This window comes from Pedobacter sp. P26 (assembly GCF_050632135.1).
Taxonomy (GTDB): Bacteria; Bacteroidota; Bacteroidia; order Sphingobacteriales; family Sphingobacteriaceae; genus Pedobacter.
The window spans coordinates 2,804,252-2,821,835 of the sequence record NZ_CP192574.1 but is presented as its reverse complement, the minus strand read 5'-3'; the positions used below and the strand labels follow the sequence as shown (position 1 = coordinate 2,821,835).

Below are 17,584 nucleotides of genomic sequence, written 5' to 3'. Positions count from 1 at the left end.
CTCCGATAATTCAGTGCAACAGAGCGATCGCCTTTTTGAAAACCCAAATATTAACTTTTCTACATCCCTACTTTTTGAGCTTTAAAAACGCGACCTTTGCAAACTATGTTTTCTAAAATTTACACCAAGTATAAACCTTATTATAAAGAAAATCTTCATTTGGCACTGCCAATTGTAGGTTCTCAGGTTGGTCATACTTTGGTACACATGGCGGATAGTATTATTGTAGGTCATTTTACGGATACTATTCAATTGGCTGCTGTTTCATTAGTGAACAGTATATTTATGCTTATCCTTGTAATCGGGCTGGGTATTTCTTATGGTTTAACACCATTGATTGCACAGGAAAATGGCCGGCAGAATTATGATGAATGCGGAAAACTTCTATCAAACAGTTTAATAATTAATATCTGTATAGGCATATTTTTATATGTATTGGTTCAATTGGGGATATTTTGTGTCATCGATCGACTTGAACAAACCCCTGAGGTAGTACGTTACGCGAAACCCTATCTGAATCTTTTATCAATTTCAATTATTCCATTATTGATTTTTCAGACCTTTAAACAGTTTGCTGAAGGTTTAGGCTTTACCAAGCAGGCTATGTTCGTTTCGATCTGGGGAAATGCGCTTAATATCATCCTTGGAATTATTTTCGTTAAAGGTATGTTTGGCATTAAATCAATGGGCGTCAGCGGTGTAGGTTTAAGCACCTTGATTGATCGGATTTTAATGGCTACAGTAATGTGTTTTTATGTATTGCGCTCAAGGCATTTTAAAAAATACCTGACCAGTTTCAAAGCCACTTTTTTTGATAAAATAAGGGCTGTTAAAATCGCAAAAATCGGAATGCCGGTTGCTATGCAATATTCTTTTGAAATCAGCGCTTTTAGTGGCGCTGCTGTACTAATCGGCACCATTGGTGCGGTAGAGCAGGCGGCACATCAGATTGCCATCAGTTTAGCTGCCATGACTTATATGATTGCCAGTGGTGTAGCTTCTGCAGCGACCATTAAAACCGGAAACAATTTTGGAAAGAATAATTTTGATGATCTGCGCAAATCAGCCATTGCGAGTTATCATGTGATATTACTGTTCATGTCATTTACTGCGGTTATTTTTGTACTGGCTAACAATATTATGCCTTTTATTTACACCGAAGATGCAGCCGTAATTCCGATTGCAGCGCAACTATTAATTATAGCAGGTTTTTTTCAATTATTTGATGGTACCCAGGTAGTGGGATTAGGTGTTTTACGTGGCATTGGCGATGTTAACATTCCTACCTTTATTACCTTTTTAGCCTATTGGGTAGTTGGAATTCCTATTGGTTATGTATTGGGATTTCATTTTAACTTAGGGGTTAACGGCATTTGGTATGGTTTAACATTAGGATTGTTAACAGCCTCTATCCTATTGTTTTTAAGGTTCCAGAACAAGACAAGGAGTTTAAAAGCCGAGCAGTTTCATCCTTAGATAAATCCGTCATTTCGGCCGCAGTGGAGAACCCGAAGGCTCTGCGAAGCACAAAATCTATTAGACAGAATTTCTTGTAGATAGGTTTCTCCATTTCGCTTCGCTCCAGTGGAAATCACGCTACTTGTATAATACAACGAGAATTCTGGAAATTATTTAATTGTTATGCCGCGCGCGGCGAAGAATCCCTTAACCAAGAACAGTGGACTCTGTGACTTCCGTTAGGCTCAAAAGAAGCGTGAAGTTAATGTTCGCTGCTAAGTCAAAACAGATTCTTCGCTGCGCTCAGAATGACAGCAGGAATTATTTCCCTCCAACATTCACCACAACACCAATGGTGAAGATAGAATTACCAGCTGACATGTATTTGCGGTTCTTCAGGCCAATATTACTACTGGTGGTGTATTGTAACTGGAAAGTTTTGCTAAGTGCCATACGGGTAAAGAAAACCGGCTCAAAGAAAATATTATCTTCTTTAGGCTGCACTACCCCATTTAAAAAGAAACGATCCATTTTAATATGGCTGATTCTTAAAGCAGTTCCGTAGTTGATCGGGAAGTCGGTTCCAAACAAACGCAGGTTGTTTTTCTTTTTCGAACTGTAGTTTACCTGTAAGAATGTTTTTCTGTAATCTACTTCCTGCAGTTCAGAACTGGTAAGAATATCGTTTTTGTAATCACGGAAAGTGATGTCACTCCAACCCTTTCCTACACCTGCGTAAATTTCGATAATCCGGTTATTGTCTGGACCAAAGGTATCAAAATACCCTCCGCCAATTTCAATAAGTTTGTGCCCAAAATCTTTGGTTTTTCTTTCGCTGTTCATTCTTGAACCACTAAACAATAAACCAACATGGTCTGAAACGGCGTAAGCGCCATTCACACTGGCATTGCCTTTTAAAGAAATGTGTGCACCGCCACTAAATTCTCCCTGTTTACTTAACATTGGCGTATTTGGAACGTTTGGCATATAAACTGAAGAACAACTGGCTGCGAAAAGCGCTAAAACTGGGAAGGTAAAACGTAAGTATTTAATCATAGATGTTATATAAACAGATTTCGGTGTTAAAAATTGTGCTAAAGTTCCATTTTCATGAAATCCATCACTCTTTTAAACTCATCATGCAGACCGGCTTTTAAATGAATTTTTTCTTTGGTAACTGGATGAATAAATTCCAACTCAGACGCATGCAGCAACATGGTGGTCATTTCCCATTGCTCCTTGAAAAATTTATTCTGTTTGTTGCAGCCGTGTGTACGATCGCCAATAATCGGATGAAGAATATGACTAAAATGACGCCTCAGCTGGTGCATTCTTCCGGTTTTAGGGGTAGCTTCTACCAATGAGTAACGGGATGTTGGATGTTGGCCAAGAGCTACTTCAACCTCTGCTTTTTGAAGCGTTTTGAACGAGGTGAAAGCATCTTGCATGGTTCCGTTTTCTTTAGCTAATGGATAGTCAATATCCATGGCATCAGGGGTGTAACCACGCAGAATAGCCAGGTATTTTTTATCTGTCTCCGCGTTCATAAATTGTTGATGCATAGCAATTTCAGAAGTTTTATCAAAAGCAAACAATAAGATCCCACTGGTTTTCCGGTCTAACCTGTGCACCGGGCTAACCTGTTTACCCACCTGATCCCTCAGCATCTGTAGGGCAAATTCGGTCGCATCTCTGGCAATTGAAGATTGATGAACCAAAAGGCCATGTGGCTTATTAATTGCAATTAAATTCTCGTCCTGGTAAATAATCTCCAACATATTGCCGCGAAGATAAGGATATTATGTTTTTTGAGAGATGGCTTATGCAAATAAATCAAAGGCCAATCGGTAGGTATTGCAATGCGCATCTACGATGTCTTTAATATCTGCCGAGTATCCCCCGCCCATACTAACCTGTAAAGGCAGGCTTTTATCCTTACAGGCCTGCAATACCATGCTGTCGCGTTCCTTGCATGCCGCTTTAGTTAAAGCCAATTTACCCAGTTTATCGGTAGAGAGCACATCAACTCCTGATAAATAAAATACAAAATCGGGTTTGGCTCTTTCGAAAGCCTTTTTCAAATTGGCATCTAAAGCCGACAGATATGCTTCATCCTGTATGCCATCATCTAAAGGAACATCCAAACTTGAGATTTCTTTTCTGAAAGGAAAATTTTTATCGCCATGTATCGAAAAAGTAAATACCCGTTCCTCATTTTGAAAGATTTCTGCCGTACCATTTCCCTGGTGCACATCTAAATCAATAATTAAGATGCGTTTAGCTAATTTTTTATATAACAAATAATTAGCTGCAATAGCCTGGTCATTTAACAAACAAAAACCTTCGCCCCAGTTACTGCCGGCATGATGTGTACCTCCTGCTACATTAAAAGCAATACCATTCTCCATGGCAAAATAAGCACCATCAATTGTACCTTGCGCAATCCTCAGTTCGCGCGCTACAAGCTGCACATCCAAAGGAAAGCCGATACGCCGCTGATCTTTTGACGAGAGGGTTAAATCCCTTAACTGCTCCCAGTAAGCTTTTTGGTGTGTTAGCAGCACAAACTTTTCACTAAGTGGCTCGGGACTAAATAAGTTATGCCTCTCAATGGTTCCTTCGTGCAAAAGCTGTTCAGGTATCAATTCATATTTCAGCATCGGAAAGCGATGCCCCTCTGGCAAAGGATGTGCATAAATCGGGTGCCAGGCAATTTTGATCATTAGCCTAAAATCTCTCCTACATGTTTTTCGATATTGGTACAGATCTGATCTACAGGAAGATCATTTGCATCATAACCAAAAGGATTCTCTATTTCTTCAGCTATCAGTTCCAAACTCGCTAATACATAGAGGATAAAGGGTACAATCGGCACCACAAAATAACCTAAACTGAATACCCAGCCAAAGGGTAAAGTGATCACATAAACAAAAATAAATTTTTTAATAAATGCGCTGTAAGAAAACGGGATTGGAGTGTTTTTAATCCTTTCGCAGGCGCCACAGATATCAGTAAACTGATTAAAGTCACTGGAAAGAACAATAAACTGTTCCTGCGAAATCGAACCTTTTTCTAACAACCCGTAGAATCTGTTGGTTAAACTACCTGCTATCTGGTTTGGAACATGTTTGCCTTCTTCTACTTCTATCAACAAGCTGTTCTTCCCAAAATACATCTTTTCTCTTAAATGTTCTTTAAGCGCAAAAGCATATTTAGGGATGCCATATTCAAAAAAGCGGACATCCTCATCCGGCAGTTTAAGCGCTTTAATCTTTATAGCCAGGTTACGGCTTACATTGGTTAATGACCCCAGCAGTTTCCTGCCTTCCCACCACCTGTCATAAGCCGTATTAGTTCTGAAAACCAACAAAAGCGACAAAACAAAGCCCAATAGACTATGCATCATACCAATATTGGTTACATTACTAGTTTTAGAAAGCTGAAAGTAATTCAATTCAGCATAAGCAACCAACCCTGAAAATACGGCTACCCCAAGCATTAAGGGCCAAAGCTTTCTAAAAGTGTCACTTTTATCGATATGAAAAATGAAGGTACTCCAGTCTTTAGGGTTGTAGTTAATCATTTTTATTCTTTTCTACATTAAAATATCTTTACTCACTTTTAATAACGCCTGTCCGGCCAGATAAACATCCTCATAGGAATTATAGAGCGGCACGGCACTTAAACGGATTACGTCGGGTTCGCGCCAATCGCCAAGGACATGATTGACCATTAAGCCGTCAAAAATCTCTTTACCATTACGCAGGGCAATAATGGATAACTGCGCACCTCTATCGTCAGGGTTTTTCGGTGTGATAATTTTATATTGCTCGAATCCCAAATCCTTATTTACTTCATTTATAATAAATTCTAGATAGCTGGTTAAAGTAATACTTTTATCTCTCAATGGCGCTATGAAACCTGCTTTTTCAAAAATCTGTAGCGAAGCATGATATAAGGCCATCGGCATTACCTGTGTGCAACTCACCTGCCATCCGTCTGCCCCGACTTCCGGAATAAAGCCTTTTTCCATTTTAAAGCGTTTACTTTCCTGGTAACCCCACCATCCTGCAAAGCGATTCAATTGGGCATTGCTGAAATGTTTTTCGTGAACAAAGATCCCGCTTATTCCTCCTGGACCTGAGTTTTGATATTTATAAGAACACCAGCAGGCAAAATCAACATCCCAATCATGTAATTTTACAGGAACATTGCCTGCGGCATGCGCCAGGTCCCAGCCTACAATTGCACCTATTTCATGCCCGGCCTTGGTAATGGTTTCCATGTCGTACCATTGTCCGGTGTAGTAATTTATCCCGCCAAATAAAACTAAAGCAATTTCATCTGCATTTTCTTTAATTTTAGCTATGATGTCCTCGGTATGGAGTATTTCCTCACCTTCCTTAGGAAAAACCTCTATTATAGCTTCTTTTGGGTTAAAACCATGAAACCTAACCTGGCTTTCTATCGCATATTGATCAGATGGGAATGCTCCGCCTTCCATGATGATTTTGAAGCGTTTGCCTTTGGGCTGATAAAAACTAACCATCAACAGGTGAAGATTTACGGTCAAAGTATTCATCGGACAAACTTCAGATGGTAATGCACCAACAATTGGAGCCATTAACTTTTTAAGCTCCTTATGGTAGAACATCCAGGGTTCGTTTCCTTCAAACCATCCCTCTACCGCATAGTTAGCCCAGTTGTTAAGCTGACCTTTCAAAACTTCGCCAGCTACTTTAGGTTGAAGACCTAATGAATTACCGCACAGATAAATAAAAGCTTTTCCGTTATGGTTTGGAAATAAAAACTGAGACCTAAATTGATGGAGCTGATCGGCTTCATCTTGTAGTTGGGCAAATGATAGGGTGTTTTCGAAATTCATCAGCCAATATTACAAAAAAAGCAGGTATTGTTTCCAATCCTGCTTTTCAATTCTTGAGATTTATTAAAATTTCATTGTATCGTGCTTACCTAAATCGGGTGTATCTCCAGTTACCGCTGCTTTTAATATACTAAATAACACTACAATTTTTGACGCAGATGCATCCCAGTACTCAGCCTCTTCAGGTGTAACTTTTATCAGAATTAATCTCGGATCATCGATGCCATCCGGAAACCAGGCTTTAATAAATGGAGAAAAATACGCCTCTTTACGGACTTTATCATCTATAAGCTCCGCTTTGCCTTTAACAGTTAAATAGGTGTTGTTAGATGGATCGCTGTAGGCCAGCAACACATTATTTTCTTTTGAAATTTCTTTTGATTTAAGAGAATACTCGTTGGTGTAAAACCACAAACTGCCATCGTCTTCTATTTTCGCAGTTCCCATTGGTCTGCTTCCAAATTCATCGCCTGAAGAAAATGTAGTAAACATACAGGTTCTTACACTTTCTGCCATTTCTTTAAGGATCGCTATATTTTTCTCGTTTTTCATGATTTTTAGTATTTGAAAGAAAACAGGAAGCAACCTAAAAGGTTTGCACGAATTAAATCTTATTTGGTTTGCTTACATATTTATTACCTTTTATAAAGAACCTCCAAGGTAGTAAAGCATGCTCTTTTGCATAAGCAATGCCCACACGAGGTGTAGCCGCAATATCCTGTTCATTATATTTTATACCATGATCTTCGATCCAAATATCATTACCAGAAAGATTTTTTGCATTAAAGGTTTTATCGATCCCTAAGGCTTTTGCCGCTGATCCGGGTCCTGCTGAAATAGCACCCTTTGTATGAGGCATATTTCTCCGCTCTTCAATAATTTCTATACCAATCAACGGTTCTATCCCCCTGATCAATACGGCGTGAGGATCATTTTCAACTGAAGTAACCACATTAAAAAGATGATGCATACCATAACAGAGATAAACATAAGCAATGCCACCCTCTCCATACATGGTTTCGGTCCGGTTGGTGCGGCGACCGCCATAAGCATGAGACGCTTTATCTTTTATTCCGAAATAAGCTTCCGTTTCTACAATGATACCGGCAGTGATTTCATTGCCGATTTTCGTATACAAAACTTTTCCAAGCAAATCTTTTGCAAGACCTACCACATCCTCATTCAGGTAATATTCAGGTTTTAATTTCAATATCAGATGTAAATTATCTATTTAACAAAATACCGATAACCTGCTCTAAATAAAGCTGATCCGTCTCGTTAAATCTATTCAACACTTCGCTATCTACATCAAGCACACCAATCACCTCATTGTTAACGATTAAAGGCAGAACGATTTCCGACTTTGAAGCTGACGCACAGGCAATGTGCCCGGGAAATTCCTCCACATCTGGTACGATGATGGTTTTTGCTTCTGCCCAGGAAGATCCACAAACACCTTTTCCTTTTTTAATCCTCGTACAGGCCACAGGCCCCTGGAAAGGCCCAAGTACCAGCTCATCATACTTCACCAAATAAAAACCTACCCAAAACCAACCAAACTGCTCTTTAAGTGCTGCAGCAACGTTTGCCAGGTTAGCGATAAAATCTGTTTCGCCATAAAGTAATGCTTCAATTTGAGGGATGATGGATTGATATTGTTCTTCTTTCGAACTATCTCTGGTAATAACTAAATCTTCGGCCATTTTCTATTTTGTATAATTCAAAGTTAATCATGATTTGTGAGATGTACAGAAACTTTGGTTTTAATGACGAAAATTTGAACGATAAGCTATCTTTAAATTCCTTAGTTTTGGCAAATCAACCACCAATTTATGATTGTAGCGTTAACTATTACCAAATTCCGTGGCTTTACTATCCCTTTTGCCTTTATTGGGATGGCTGTTTTAAGGTTGCCCTTATGGTTAAATAAAAAGTGCAGGTTTTGGAAATTAATGGGAAGTGGAAAAGATACTCAGGTAGATCTTGCACCAGATTATAAACACTGGGCGGTACTTACAGCCTGGGATAACCGTATAGCTTGTGATAATTTTTATCGTGATTCTTTTGTGATAAAATGGTTTGGTTTCTTTGGAATTGAAAGCTTTACCATATTACTAAATCCTTTATCCAGTCATGGCTTATGGTCAAAAAGAGAGCCATTTAAAGTTGAAAAAACAGGCAAAAATTACACTGGAAAGATTGCCGTAATTACCAGAGCTGCGATTAAATTTAACAAGCTAAATGAGTTCAGGCAGAATATTAAAAGGGCGGCTGATGCTATGCGGGTTGCCCCTGGTTTTATCTTATCTGCTGGTGTAGGAGAAAATCCATTTTTTGACCAGGCTACTTTTTCGATATGGGAAAGCGCTGAAAGCATGAAAGCTTACGCTTACCAATCACACGATCATTCAGACGTTATCAAACTCACCAGGGAGCGCAAATGGTATAAAGAAGAGTTGTTTGCCCGGTTCTCCATTGTAGATAGTTGGGGTACGCTTAATGGTGTATCTATTGAATCGTAAAAAAAATATAAAATAAATGAGAGTAGTAGCAGAACTTCCACATCCGGAATGTAAGATTACCATTTTTTCGATGAACCAGAAATTCATCATCAAATTTGAACAAGGTACTTTTGAGCAAAGTTATAAACTTGCTGAACTTGACCTGAGTGGAGGAGGCGTAAATGATGTGTTCGAAATTTTGGATGAAGAATTTATCCAGACTGTTATCGCTAAGTTTAAAACAATGCGTACCGATTTTACAGCAGCTTATAACAGACATCAGTATTAGAAATAATTAACTCAACTGATTGATTTACAGCTTATTAATAAGTTATTCAAAATTATATTCCGAATTTAAGGATCTTATTGATGTTAAAATAATGTTTTATTAATAGTTTTAGTTAAGATATGTTAATATAAGTTATTGATATATTGATTTTTGAATCATTATACAAAATATAATTTTGGCATTTGATTTGGCCAAATAAATGGGAGGTTTAGTGATTTCTGGGATGAAAGTATGCAAAAATCAATCATTGCAAGACACGAAGCAATCTTTAATGCATACGCTACTCGGGATCGTTGTAAAGTTGCTTTGTCTTTCCAGCAATGATGATTCCTCGGCACTTAAACTCAATAAACTCACTTGTTTAATTAATTTATTATTAAAAGAATCCAATAGAGTGTTCGTCATCTCGACCGGAGCAACGCGCAGTGGAGATCTTATTTAGACAGATATTTTTTTTGCGCAGAGCCTTCCAGTTTCCGGCTGTTTTGCACTCCGCTCAAGAGGATGGAGTTGCTGCTTTCTTACGAGTAGGAGAATTGCTATCATTTATATTAACGCTATAAAGTAAAAGATAGCAACTCCAAAGATTTCTCCGTTTCGCTACACTTCAGTCGAAAGGACGCCCCATTTGTACCCGACCTCATAGAGAAACTCCTCTGTTTTTCCAAACCTGACCTCTGTGTATAAGCAAAGTGCGCATCAAATAGAATCTATGTTTATCTGTGCAAATCTGTAGTTAAACGGGTAAATTTATCGGCTGGGACCAAAATAAAGAAATGAAAGTTTAAGCAGAAACTACTGTATCGTGTACTACTACCCTATACCAGTTTTGAGAGAATTTTTCTACAGCATCTAAATGCATTTTATCTTCCTGGTAAGCATTATGATCTGCGATGTTGGCAAATGTAATGGTTAATGAATAGGTAAAAGAGTTATCAGTTACGGGGCGCACTGGTGTATTAGCTGCCAGGCCATAATTTAATGTTTTGATATATTTTATTGGTTTTAAACTTTCGAAGAAGTTGGCAAAATCTGCAATTTCGGTTTTGGTTAGTTGAGGTTTTAACCAGAACATTACGAAGTGTTGGATCTGTCCTTTATCAATGGTAGGAATTTCTGTCATGGGTTATTTTTTCTTTAAATATATTAATCATTTTTTATTAGACATAAAAAAAGTCCTGGTGTAAACCAGGACTTTCCATATCTTTTAAAAAAGATTAGTTTTTAGGCTGCACACGGCCAGATTTTCTGTCTTCGCCTCTACCGATTAAATAACCGCCACCAGCTCCAACTAATCCGCCTATTATAGCACCTCTACCTTTTTTCTTATCGATTAAGGCACCACCAACGGCACCGCCGACACCACCGATTACTGCACCTTTAGCGGCATCGCTCCAGCCTTTTTCTTAGCAGTTGGTTGTGTACCACCGTAAGCACTGCTAGAACTACCGCCAGAGCTTGCATAAGATCTTGATGATCTTGACGACGCTGCTCCTGCCTTTCTGGCTGCTATTAATTCTGCCTGGTGTTTAGCTTCTTTCTCTTGTTCTACTTTTGCAGCGGCAGCTTTATTAAAGCTATCTAACCTTAAACTGTCTTTTACTGCTTTAATTGCTAATTCCTTCTCAGCTTGTTGTTGTTTTAATGCAGCTTCTTCCTTTGCCTTGTTATTACAAGCAAATAAAACTGAAGAACTTAATGCGATTACTACCAATATCTTTTTCATAACTTTTAATTTTTAATATGAAGCTTGTTTCGCTACCTAACCTCGCTAAACAGGTTTCAATGGATTGTGTGATTTAGTTAATTACTAGTACTAAAGAAAAAATGATGCCAAAAAGTTTTGAAAATAGAAAATTATTCCACTAAGTCGATATACCAGAAACCTGAAAATGCTGTGGATGAACATGGTGAATCATCATTTGGTGTGGTTTTGGCAGGTGTATTATAGGTGCGGAATACCTGCTCTCCAATGGTGAATGGTATTTTATTCTTGAAAATCGGCCCTTCAAAAGCAAAGGTATGAAACTCTCCATTTTCGCCACAGGGATCAATTCCTGACGGAAGCCGATCAATCAAATCTTCGCTTATTATTTTTCCACAGATCTCTTTCAAATTCTCCTGTGTACACACAATGATGGTTTTATAGTTCAGATTGATAAATTCGCTGATCAAACCTCTGGTATCTTTATGCCATAGCGGGAATACGGCTTTCAAACCAATTTCAGCCAGTTTATCTTCGCGATATTTACGCAGGTCTTCCAGAAAAATATCACCAAAAATAGAATGCGTAATCCCTTCTGCCTTAAATTTATTCAGGTGTGTATGCATAGTATTGTCGTAAGTTTCCATATCGGGCATTTCGCCTAAACGAATCTGATACAAAGGAATACCAATACTTTCAGCTTGTTTAATCAGTAAAGCTTCCCTTACTCCGTGCATAGAAACACGATTATACTGCTGGGTGACAGTAGTAACCAGATAACGGATTTCGAGCGTTGGATCCTGAAGTGCATAGTGCAATGCAAGAGTACTGTCTTTACCACCACTCCAATTAAAAATGCAGCTTTTTTTATCCATTCAATAATATACTTTTCAGTTGCTCCATTCCATTCACCGCATTTTGTTCAATGGTAATTACATTCTGGTAACGTTTAACATCTGGAGTTTTAGGATCGATAATGTATTTATTCACATTACGAGGAACGAAATCGATAAGTCCAGCTGCAGGATAAACGGCCAAGGAAGTGCCAATCAGCACAAACAAATCGGCCTTTCCGCAAATTTTTGCCGCAACTTCAATCATTGGTACCGCTTCGCCAAACCACACTACATGTGGCCGCAATTGTGAGCCCAACTCGCATAGTTCGCCCATTTTGATTTCCGTTCCATTAATAGAATATGTTAAATTAGGCCTTAAATCGGACTGAGATCTGGTAATCACGCCATGGAGGTGGGTAACTTTAGTAGAACCAGCCCTCTCGTGCAAATCGTCGATATTTTGGGTGATGATTTCAACGTCAAAATCCTTTTCGAGTTCTGCGAGTAACAAGTGTGCCTGATTAGGCTTTGCATCTAAAACCTGCCTTCTTCTTTCATTATAAAACTCCAGTACCAATTCCGGATTTCGTTCCCAGGCTTCGGGTGTAGCTACATCATATATATTGTAACCTTCCCACAAACCATCAGCGTCCCTAAATGTTTTTAACCCGCTTTCGGCACTGATTCCTGCCCCTGTTAACACAACTAATTTCATATAATGATTACACTGATTAAAAGATTACACTGATTGTAGTGATTGTGCGTAATTGATAAACTTCTTAGCCATATTTTTATCTGCTTTAAAAATATCAGGATGGAACATGCAAGCTAAAGCTTCAATACCTTCTACCAAAGTACCGATGCTTGGCTGTGTAAACATATCAAAGTCGGCAATATAAACCTGATTATTTTTTACTGCTTCCAGATTACCCCATCCTGGTTTCGAGGTAAGCAACACCATTTCTTCGAGACTTCTTTTTTGATCAAAGCCACATGGGGCAATTACTAAAACTTCGGGATTATACTTCAGAATCTTTTCCCATGGCGTAACAATCGAATCACCCGCAGGGTTCGAAAGCATATCAACACCACCAGCAGCAACAATCTGAAAAGGAATCCAATGTCCGCAATTATAGATCGGTTCGATCCATTCCATCAGCATGATCCTCTTTAATGGTGCGCGGTTAGCCCTAAGCTGATCTAAAATATAATCTGTTTTCCTTTGCAGGGTTGCAAGGTAATTTAAAGCCACTTCTTCCTTACCCAAAGCTCTGGCAATGGTAATAGCGCATTCGAATACATCCTGTAAGTTATTTGGTGATAAAGGAACCAGCGTAGGTGTTTTGCTTAGCTTCATTACTGCGGTTTCGGTACAAACGGTATCGATGTTGCAAACTTCACATATATCCTGTGTAAAAACCACGTCGGGTGAAATACTCTCTAATAGCTCATCATCTACCCAATACAAACTTTTGCCCTGCGCTTTTGAAGCTGAAAAGATGCGATCGATTTCAATGCTTGAATAATTTTTACCTTCGAGTATACAGCGGACAACTTTTGGTTGATCTGCTGCCTCTTTAGGACATTCGAAGGTTACGCCATGCAGGTATTCTTGCAGGCCCATATCGTAAATCATTTTGGTAGCGGCAGGTAAAAAGGAAACAACTTTCATTGGATGTAAGATGTAATAGGTAAAATGGAATTAATGTTCTAAATTAAAAAAAATCCTCTTTTGAATCGAATCAAAAGAGGATTTCTATGTTGTTTTCACTTATTGGTGTTATACAAAACAATGGATATTTCTAAAACTCTTGTGTTTGCAGTTTTAATACCGGATATTTTGCTTTCAGGATTTCGAAAGCTCCAAAAAGTAATGCAGCGTAAATCACTGTTCCTTCTAAAAATCTAATCTCGAATGGAATGGCTTTAATTAAACAATCTATAAAGCCATTTATGTTTTGTGTATAGAGTGGGTTTTTATACCATGATCCAATGTCACTAACTATCCAATGTATAAACACGATTACAATTGTAGATAATAACAAGCTGGCAATATTTACTTTTTTTAATAAAAAACGACCGGCTAAAACCATTAATGCAATTGCAAGGTATGTCCAAAGTTCCTGAACCAAAAGCATATCTACATACTGTTTGTAAATGGTTGTATAAAGCACTAAATCACTTAAAAATAAACTCAATAACGGAAAAGCGAATGCTTTGAGGTGATCTTTAAAATATGCTCCTCCAAATAAAGCTACCGCTCCTATTGATGAAAAATTGGCAAACTTTAATTCATCAGAGTTGAATGTTACCAGCAAACGTAAAGCCGTTATTGCCAATATCATTAACATCAAAATTAAAGTACGTGGATTAAATTTTAAATGAGACATGCTACTTCTGGTTAATATTTAAGCAAAGTTAAATTTTTATTAGCGGATATTAAAACTTACACCTGTATTAAAGTTAAAGCCAGGCGTATTATAGCCAATAATTTCAGTGTATTTTTTGTTCAGGATATTTTTGGCATCAAAAAATACTTTCACCCGTTTTTTAGCCAGGGCATATTCTATATACGCATTGAACAAATTGTACGATGGCATCTCTTCATTTAAATAAGATATAAAATTGGTATCGAAACGTTTGCCAAAATAACGGAAGTTAACGCTTGCATATAAATTGTCAGTTGCCTGTGAACCTGCATTAATACCGAACGTGTGCTTTGGTCTGCGGATTAAAAAGTTGGTTGTTCCTGTATTTCCTTCAACAAAAGCATAATAACCATTGATATTGAAAACACTAAACTTTGCCGCTGGCTCGACTTCAAAACCTTTGTATTTTTGGTTACCCTCATTTATATAACCTGTTGTGTAAACAATGGCATCAGTTAAATCGCGTTTGAAACCTGCAATGCGCAAAGTAAACGCCTCGTCAGCAATGTTTAAGTTTATACCAGCCTCATAATTTTGAGATCTTTCTGGTTTCAGATCCAGATTGGCACCATATTGACCAAACAACATATTCAGTGTAGGAACTTTGAATGCAGTAGATACTGTTCCAAATAATTTCACTTCTTTAATGATGTTGACGCTTGGGGTAATCGAATAAGTAGAGTTTTCGCCATATTGATCATGTTTGTTGTAACGTCCGCCTACTTCGAGGTTAAAAATGCTTAGATCATGTAAAAACAATGATCCGTAAGCGGCGAAGATATTGGTTGTTGGGTTTTTGGTATCAGTAACCAATTTCATTTTTCTGTTGTCGATACCCACCAATAAATCCAATTTATTACCCAGTTTCTGGTTGTAGAATAGATCAACCACATTAAGTTTACCGAAGTTTAAAAAATTACTTGGAAAACCTGCATAACTAGATTTTACATCATTCGAGTTGCTTTGGTGGCTATAATTTAGCGTTATTTTACCGGTATTGAATTTATATTCGGAGTTAAAGCCAGCACTAAACTGTTTTAAAATAGAATTATTGGAAGGTAAACCATCAGTAAATCCATCCTGATCTATTTTATAATCGCCATAGAAATAACGCAGAAAAGGATTAACGGAGAAATGTTCGTCGAGTTTGATCCCGAAATTCGCGTTTAAACCATCAGTTTTAAAACCATCTTTATCAAATATAGCTGCACTTCCTGGTGGTACTGCAGCTTCAGAAATTCCATCGGTTTTCAAATGGGTATAATTGATGTTGTATGAAAAACCTTCCACACCACCATTTAAGCCGATCGTTCCTTTGTAAGTTTCGAAGCTTCCGGCACTGGCTACGCCGTAAATGGTATTTCCTTTAGGTCCACCTTTTTTAGTTACAATATTGATTACTCCTGCAACGGCATCAGATCCGTAAATGGTAGACTGGCCACCTTTTAAGATTTCGATATGATCAATCTGATCGATTGAGAAAAGACGTAGATCGAACGTTCCGCTAATACTTGCGGGATCGTTCTGTACGATACCATCGATAAGAACCAGGGTGTAACCACTAAGTGCGCCCCTTGTAAATATACTTTTGTCCTTGCCCTGGTTACTATTCCCCCCACTGATAACAATACCAGCCTGCTCGCTCAATAGATCAGGTAATGACTTGCCATTGCTGCGATCTAATACTTCGCGGCTGATAATGGTTACCACTTTACCTGTTTGCGATTGTTTCTGATCGTTTTTGGTTGCAGAAATTACAACATCTTTAAGCTGCAAACTGTCTTGAGTTTGAGCATTAGCCAACTGGCCAATCATTAACTGCGCTAGCCCTAAACTGGCTACAGTTAGCATTCTTTTTTGTTCATTTGATTGTGGTTTTGCCCACAGCCAACAGATAGAAAAGGAAATGAAAATACGAACAACGTTAATATCTCAATCCTAGCTTCAATCCCCGAAAGCTATGAAATTAAATACTAAAGGCAGGTCTTCTGACTTACTCCAGGTTTTTCTGTCTTCCCGCTCAGTAGTTAATTGGGCAGTGACTTAAGAATTGAAAAACGTTACAGAGCTTACAGCTGCGGGACAGTTACAGATTTACACTGTATTCCCTTTTAATCCCGGTGTAAGCCGGGAACCAAAAGTGCCGCAAAGGTAATAAAAAGAGTACAACAAATGTAAAGGATAAAGGCCTGCATCAGGCAGACCTTTATATTGGGATGTTATTTATAGGTAGATAGTTAAAATTTATTTAATCCCTAAATCAACCGCACCTTTAACTTCGGTAGAAATTTCGCCTAAACTACCTGCATCGGCATTTTGTCCGGTGTAAATTTTCACGAAATCGATTGTTTTTAGGTCCACTTTACTTCCATTTTTATCAACCGCCCATGATAAGTCGAAACTGTTATATGAGTTGGTTTTGTAATCATCGCCTGTAGAATAGCTATCGGTATAACCCCATTCAAAAGGAGAACTGATTATAATGCTACCTACTTTACCTGTTGATGGCGATAATAAAGTTCCTTTAAAGGTTATATTTTCCTGATTTGCAGCAAATTCAGGGTAAAAATTATGCTTATGAAAATTGTTAACCTTTACTTCGCCACTATTTCCCTGGTTATCTTTCCAGGTTACATTGGCAAATGCTTTAGGGTTAGTGTAGGTAATTTCATAATTTTTAATGGTGCTCGTTTTGGCATACTCGCTTCCAGCAAGCTCATACCATTCATCGTCGGCAAGGCCATTACCATTGCTATCCTGACTAACCATTACAATGCCAGGCTCTGAAAAATGATATGGTGCACCTGATGGATTACCATAAATGGCCAGATCGTTACCTGTGTTATTCACTACTGAATGATCAAAGCCAAAAATAATGTAGCCACCAAATCCTCCTAAAGAGATCAGATTAGTGGTGCTTCCAATTAATTTCTGTGCCTGTTCTGGTTTACCCAATGTTTCGTTCACAAACTGCCCCGGTGCAGGTAGATAATCTAATATCCGGCTAATAAATTTGCTGCTGGTTGGGGTAATCTCCACCACAGGAACCGGAACAGTAATGGTATAGGTGTGTGTAAATTCGCCAGCCTCGTTGTAACCTTTATATGCTAAAATATAGGTACCAGCTTTAGCGGCCGTAAAGTTAAAGATATATACAGTGCTTACTACTTTACCATCTAATTTCCATTCATGCTGAAAAGCTTTTCCGTTATTTGTACCTGCACTAAAAGTGGTTCCTACGGCTACTTTAGCCTGCACAGCATCTGCCTTAATCAGTAGATTTACATCGGGAGCCATTTGCTTATCTTTTTTGCAACTAAATAGGAACAGGCAGAAAAGCAAGGCGTAACTTATTGATTTTTTCATTTTGTGTGTTTTGTATGTTATTTAAATAAGAATGTAATGTGTGCCGGAATGTCGCCAGTGGTAAATGTAAACTTCTTTTTCCCTGCTTTATCAAAACAGTAAATGGTGCCGGGTG

The 17,584-nt window shown here is 38.2% G+C and carries 20 protein-coding genes and 1 riboswitch; of the genes, 3 read left to right on the top strand and 17 right to left on the bottom strand.

Annotation, left to right across the window (positions count from 1 at the left end; all coding sequences use genetic code 11):
* Window positions 1-105: 105 nt before the first annotated feature.
* Window positions 106-1,476, top strand: coding sequence for an MATE family efflux transporter (locus ACQ86H_RS13110; RefSeq protein ID WP_138822332.1), 1,371 nt, complete (start codon window positions 106-108; stop codon window positions 1,474-1,476).
* Between the two features lie 303 nt (window positions 1,477-1,779).
* Here ACQ86H_RS13110 and ACQ86H_RS13105 read toward each other — a convergent pair whose 3' ends face one another.
* The 8 genes from ACQ86H_RS13105 to ACQ86H_RS13070 form a co-directional block, all read right to left on the bottom strand.
* On the bottom strand, window positions 1,780-2,514 hold the full coding sequence (locus ACQ86H_RS13105) for a hypothetical protein (protein ID WP_138821522.1): 735 nt from the start codon (window positions 2,512-2,514) through the stop codon (window positions 1,780-1,782).
* Between the two features lie 38 nt (window positions 2,515-2,552).
* Complete coding sequence (locus ACQ86H_RS13100; RefSeq protein WP_138821523.1) at window positions 2,553-3,236, bottom strand: pseudouridine synthase; 684 nt, start codon at window positions 3,234-3,236, stop codon at window positions 2,553-2,555.
* 42 nt (window positions 3,237-3,278) lie between these two features.
* The gene (locus tag ACQ86H_RS13095; RefSeq protein ID WP_431295125.1) at window positions 3,279-4,181 is read right to left on the bottom strand and encodes a histone deacetylase family protein; all 903 of its coding nucleotides are present in this window, start codon (window positions 4,179-4,181) and stop codon (window positions 3,279-3,281) included.
* Entirely contained in the window at window positions 4,181-5,041 is an 861-nt protein-coding gene (locus ACQ86H_RS13090; RefSeq protein WP_138821525.1) for a bestrophin family protein, read from the bottom strand. Before ACQ86H_RS13090 ends, ACQ86H_RS13095 begins: the two co-directional genes overlap by 1 nt.
* A 12-nt stretch (window positions 5,042-5,053) precedes the next feature.
* Entirely contained in the window at window positions 5,054-6,343 is a 1,290-nt protein-coding gene (gene kynU, locus ACQ86H_RS13085) for a kynureninase (protein WP_431295124.1), read from the bottom strand.
* A gap of 63 nt (window positions 6,344-6,406) precedes the next feature.
* Entirely contained in the window at window positions 6,407-6,895 is a 489-nt protein-coding gene (locus ACQ86H_RS13080) for a pyridoxamine 5'-phosphate oxidase family protein (RefSeq protein ID WP_138821527.1), read from the bottom strand.
* A 52-nt stretch (window positions 6,896-6,947) separates the two neighbouring features.
* On the bottom strand, window positions 6,948-7,553 hold the full coding sequence (locus tag ACQ86H_RS13075) for a DNA-3-methyladenine glycosylase (RefSeq protein ID WP_431295123.1): 606 nt from the start codon (window positions 7,551-7,553) through the stop codon (window positions 6,948-6,950).
* A gap of 13 nt (window positions 7,554-7,566) precedes the next feature.
* Entirely contained in the window at window positions 7,567-8,046 is a 480-nt protein-coding gene (locus ACQ86H_RS13070; RefSeq protein WP_431295122.1) for a GAF domain-containing protein, read from the bottom strand.
* A 129-nt stretch (window positions 8,047-8,175) separates the two neighbouring features.
* On the opposite strand from ACQ86H_RS13070, the gene ACQ86H_RS13065 reads away from it, so the two are divergent.
* Together ACQ86H_RS13065 and ACQ86H_RS13060 are read left to right on the top strand one after the other, a co-directional pair.
* Window positions 8,176-8,865, top strand: a complete 690-nt coding sequence (locus ACQ86H_RS13065) for a DUF3291 domain-containing protein (protein WP_431295121.1) — start codon at window positions 8,176-8,178, stop codon at window positions 8,863-8,865.
* A gap of 16 nt (window positions 8,866-8,881) precedes the next feature.
* A complete protein-coding gene (locus tag ACQ86H_RS13060; protein ID WP_138821531.1) occupies window positions 8,882-9,133 on the top strand; it encodes a hypothetical protein in 252 nt (83 codons plus the stop codon).
* Window positions 9,134-9,917: 784 nt separating this feature from the next.
* On the opposite strand, the gene ACQ86H_RS13055 is transcribed toward ACQ86H_RS13060, so the two are convergent.
* From ACQ86H_RS13055 to ACQ86H_RS13015, 9 genes are all read right to left on the bottom strand, one after another.
* Entirely contained in the window at window positions 9,918-10,256 is a 339-nt protein-coding gene (locus ACQ86H_RS13055) for a Dabb family protein (protein WP_138821532.1), read from the bottom strand.
* Window positions 10,257-10,350: 94 nt separating this feature from the next.
* Window positions 10,351-10,467, bottom strand: a complete 117-nt coding sequence (locus ACQ86H_RS13050; RefSeq protein ID WP_431295389.1) for a glycine zipper domain-containing protein — start codon at window positions 10,465-10,467, stop codon at window positions 10,351-10,353.
* Window positions 10,468-10,502: 35 nt separating this feature from the next.
* Window positions 10,503-10,859, bottom strand: a complete 357-nt coding sequence (locus tag ACQ86H_RS13045; RefSeq protein WP_431295120.1) for a hypothetical protein — start codon at window positions 10,857-10,859, stop codon at window positions 10,503-10,505.
* A 131-nt stretch (window positions 10,860-10,990) separates the two neighbouring features.
* Window positions 10,991-11,713 carry a diphthine--ammonia ligase gene (locus tag ACQ86H_RS13040; protein WP_138821534.1) on the bottom strand — a complete coding sequence of 241 codons (723 nt, stop codon included), beginning with the start codon at window positions 11,711-11,713 and terminating at the stop codon, window positions 10,991-10,993.
* Complete coding sequence (locus ACQ86H_RS13035; RefSeq protein WP_138821535.1) at window positions 11,706-12,389, bottom strand: SIR2 family NAD-dependent protein deacylase; 684 nt, start codon at window positions 12,387-12,389, stop codon at window positions 11,706-11,708. The genes ACQ86H_RS13040 and ACQ86H_RS13035 overlap by 8 nt, the downstream gene beginning before the upstream one ends.
* 24 nt (window positions 12,390-12,413) lie before the next feature.
* Window positions 12,414-13,346, bottom strand: a complete 933-nt coding sequence (locus ACQ86H_RS13030) for an ABC transporter substrate-binding protein (RefSeq protein ID WP_431295119.1) — start codon at window positions 13,344-13,346, stop codon at window positions 12,414-12,416.
* A 130-nt stretch (window positions 13,347-13,476) separates the two neighbouring features.
* Window positions 13,477-14,064, bottom strand: a complete 588-nt coding sequence (locus ACQ86H_RS13025) for a DUF6580 family putative transport protein (protein WP_138821537.1) — start codon at window positions 14,062-14,064, stop codon at window positions 13,477-13,479.
* 39 nt (window positions 14,065-14,103) lie between these two features.
* On the bottom strand, window positions 14,104-15,954 hold the full coding sequence (locus ACQ86H_RS13020; protein ID WP_431295118.1) for a TonB-dependent receptor plug domain-containing protein: 1,851 nt from the start codon (window positions 15,952-15,954) through the stop codon (window positions 14,104-14,106).
* Window positions 15,955-16,064: 110 nt separating this feature from the next.
* A riboswitch (cobalamin riboswitch) is annotated at window positions 16,065-16,257 on the bottom strand.
* 90 nt (window positions 16,258-16,347) lie between these two features.
* Entirely contained in the window at window positions 16,348-17,469 is a 1,122-nt protein-coding gene (locus ACQ86H_RS13015; protein ID WP_431295117.1) for a PKD domain-containing protein, read from the bottom strand.
* Window positions 17,470-17,584: the final 115 nt, after the last annotated feature.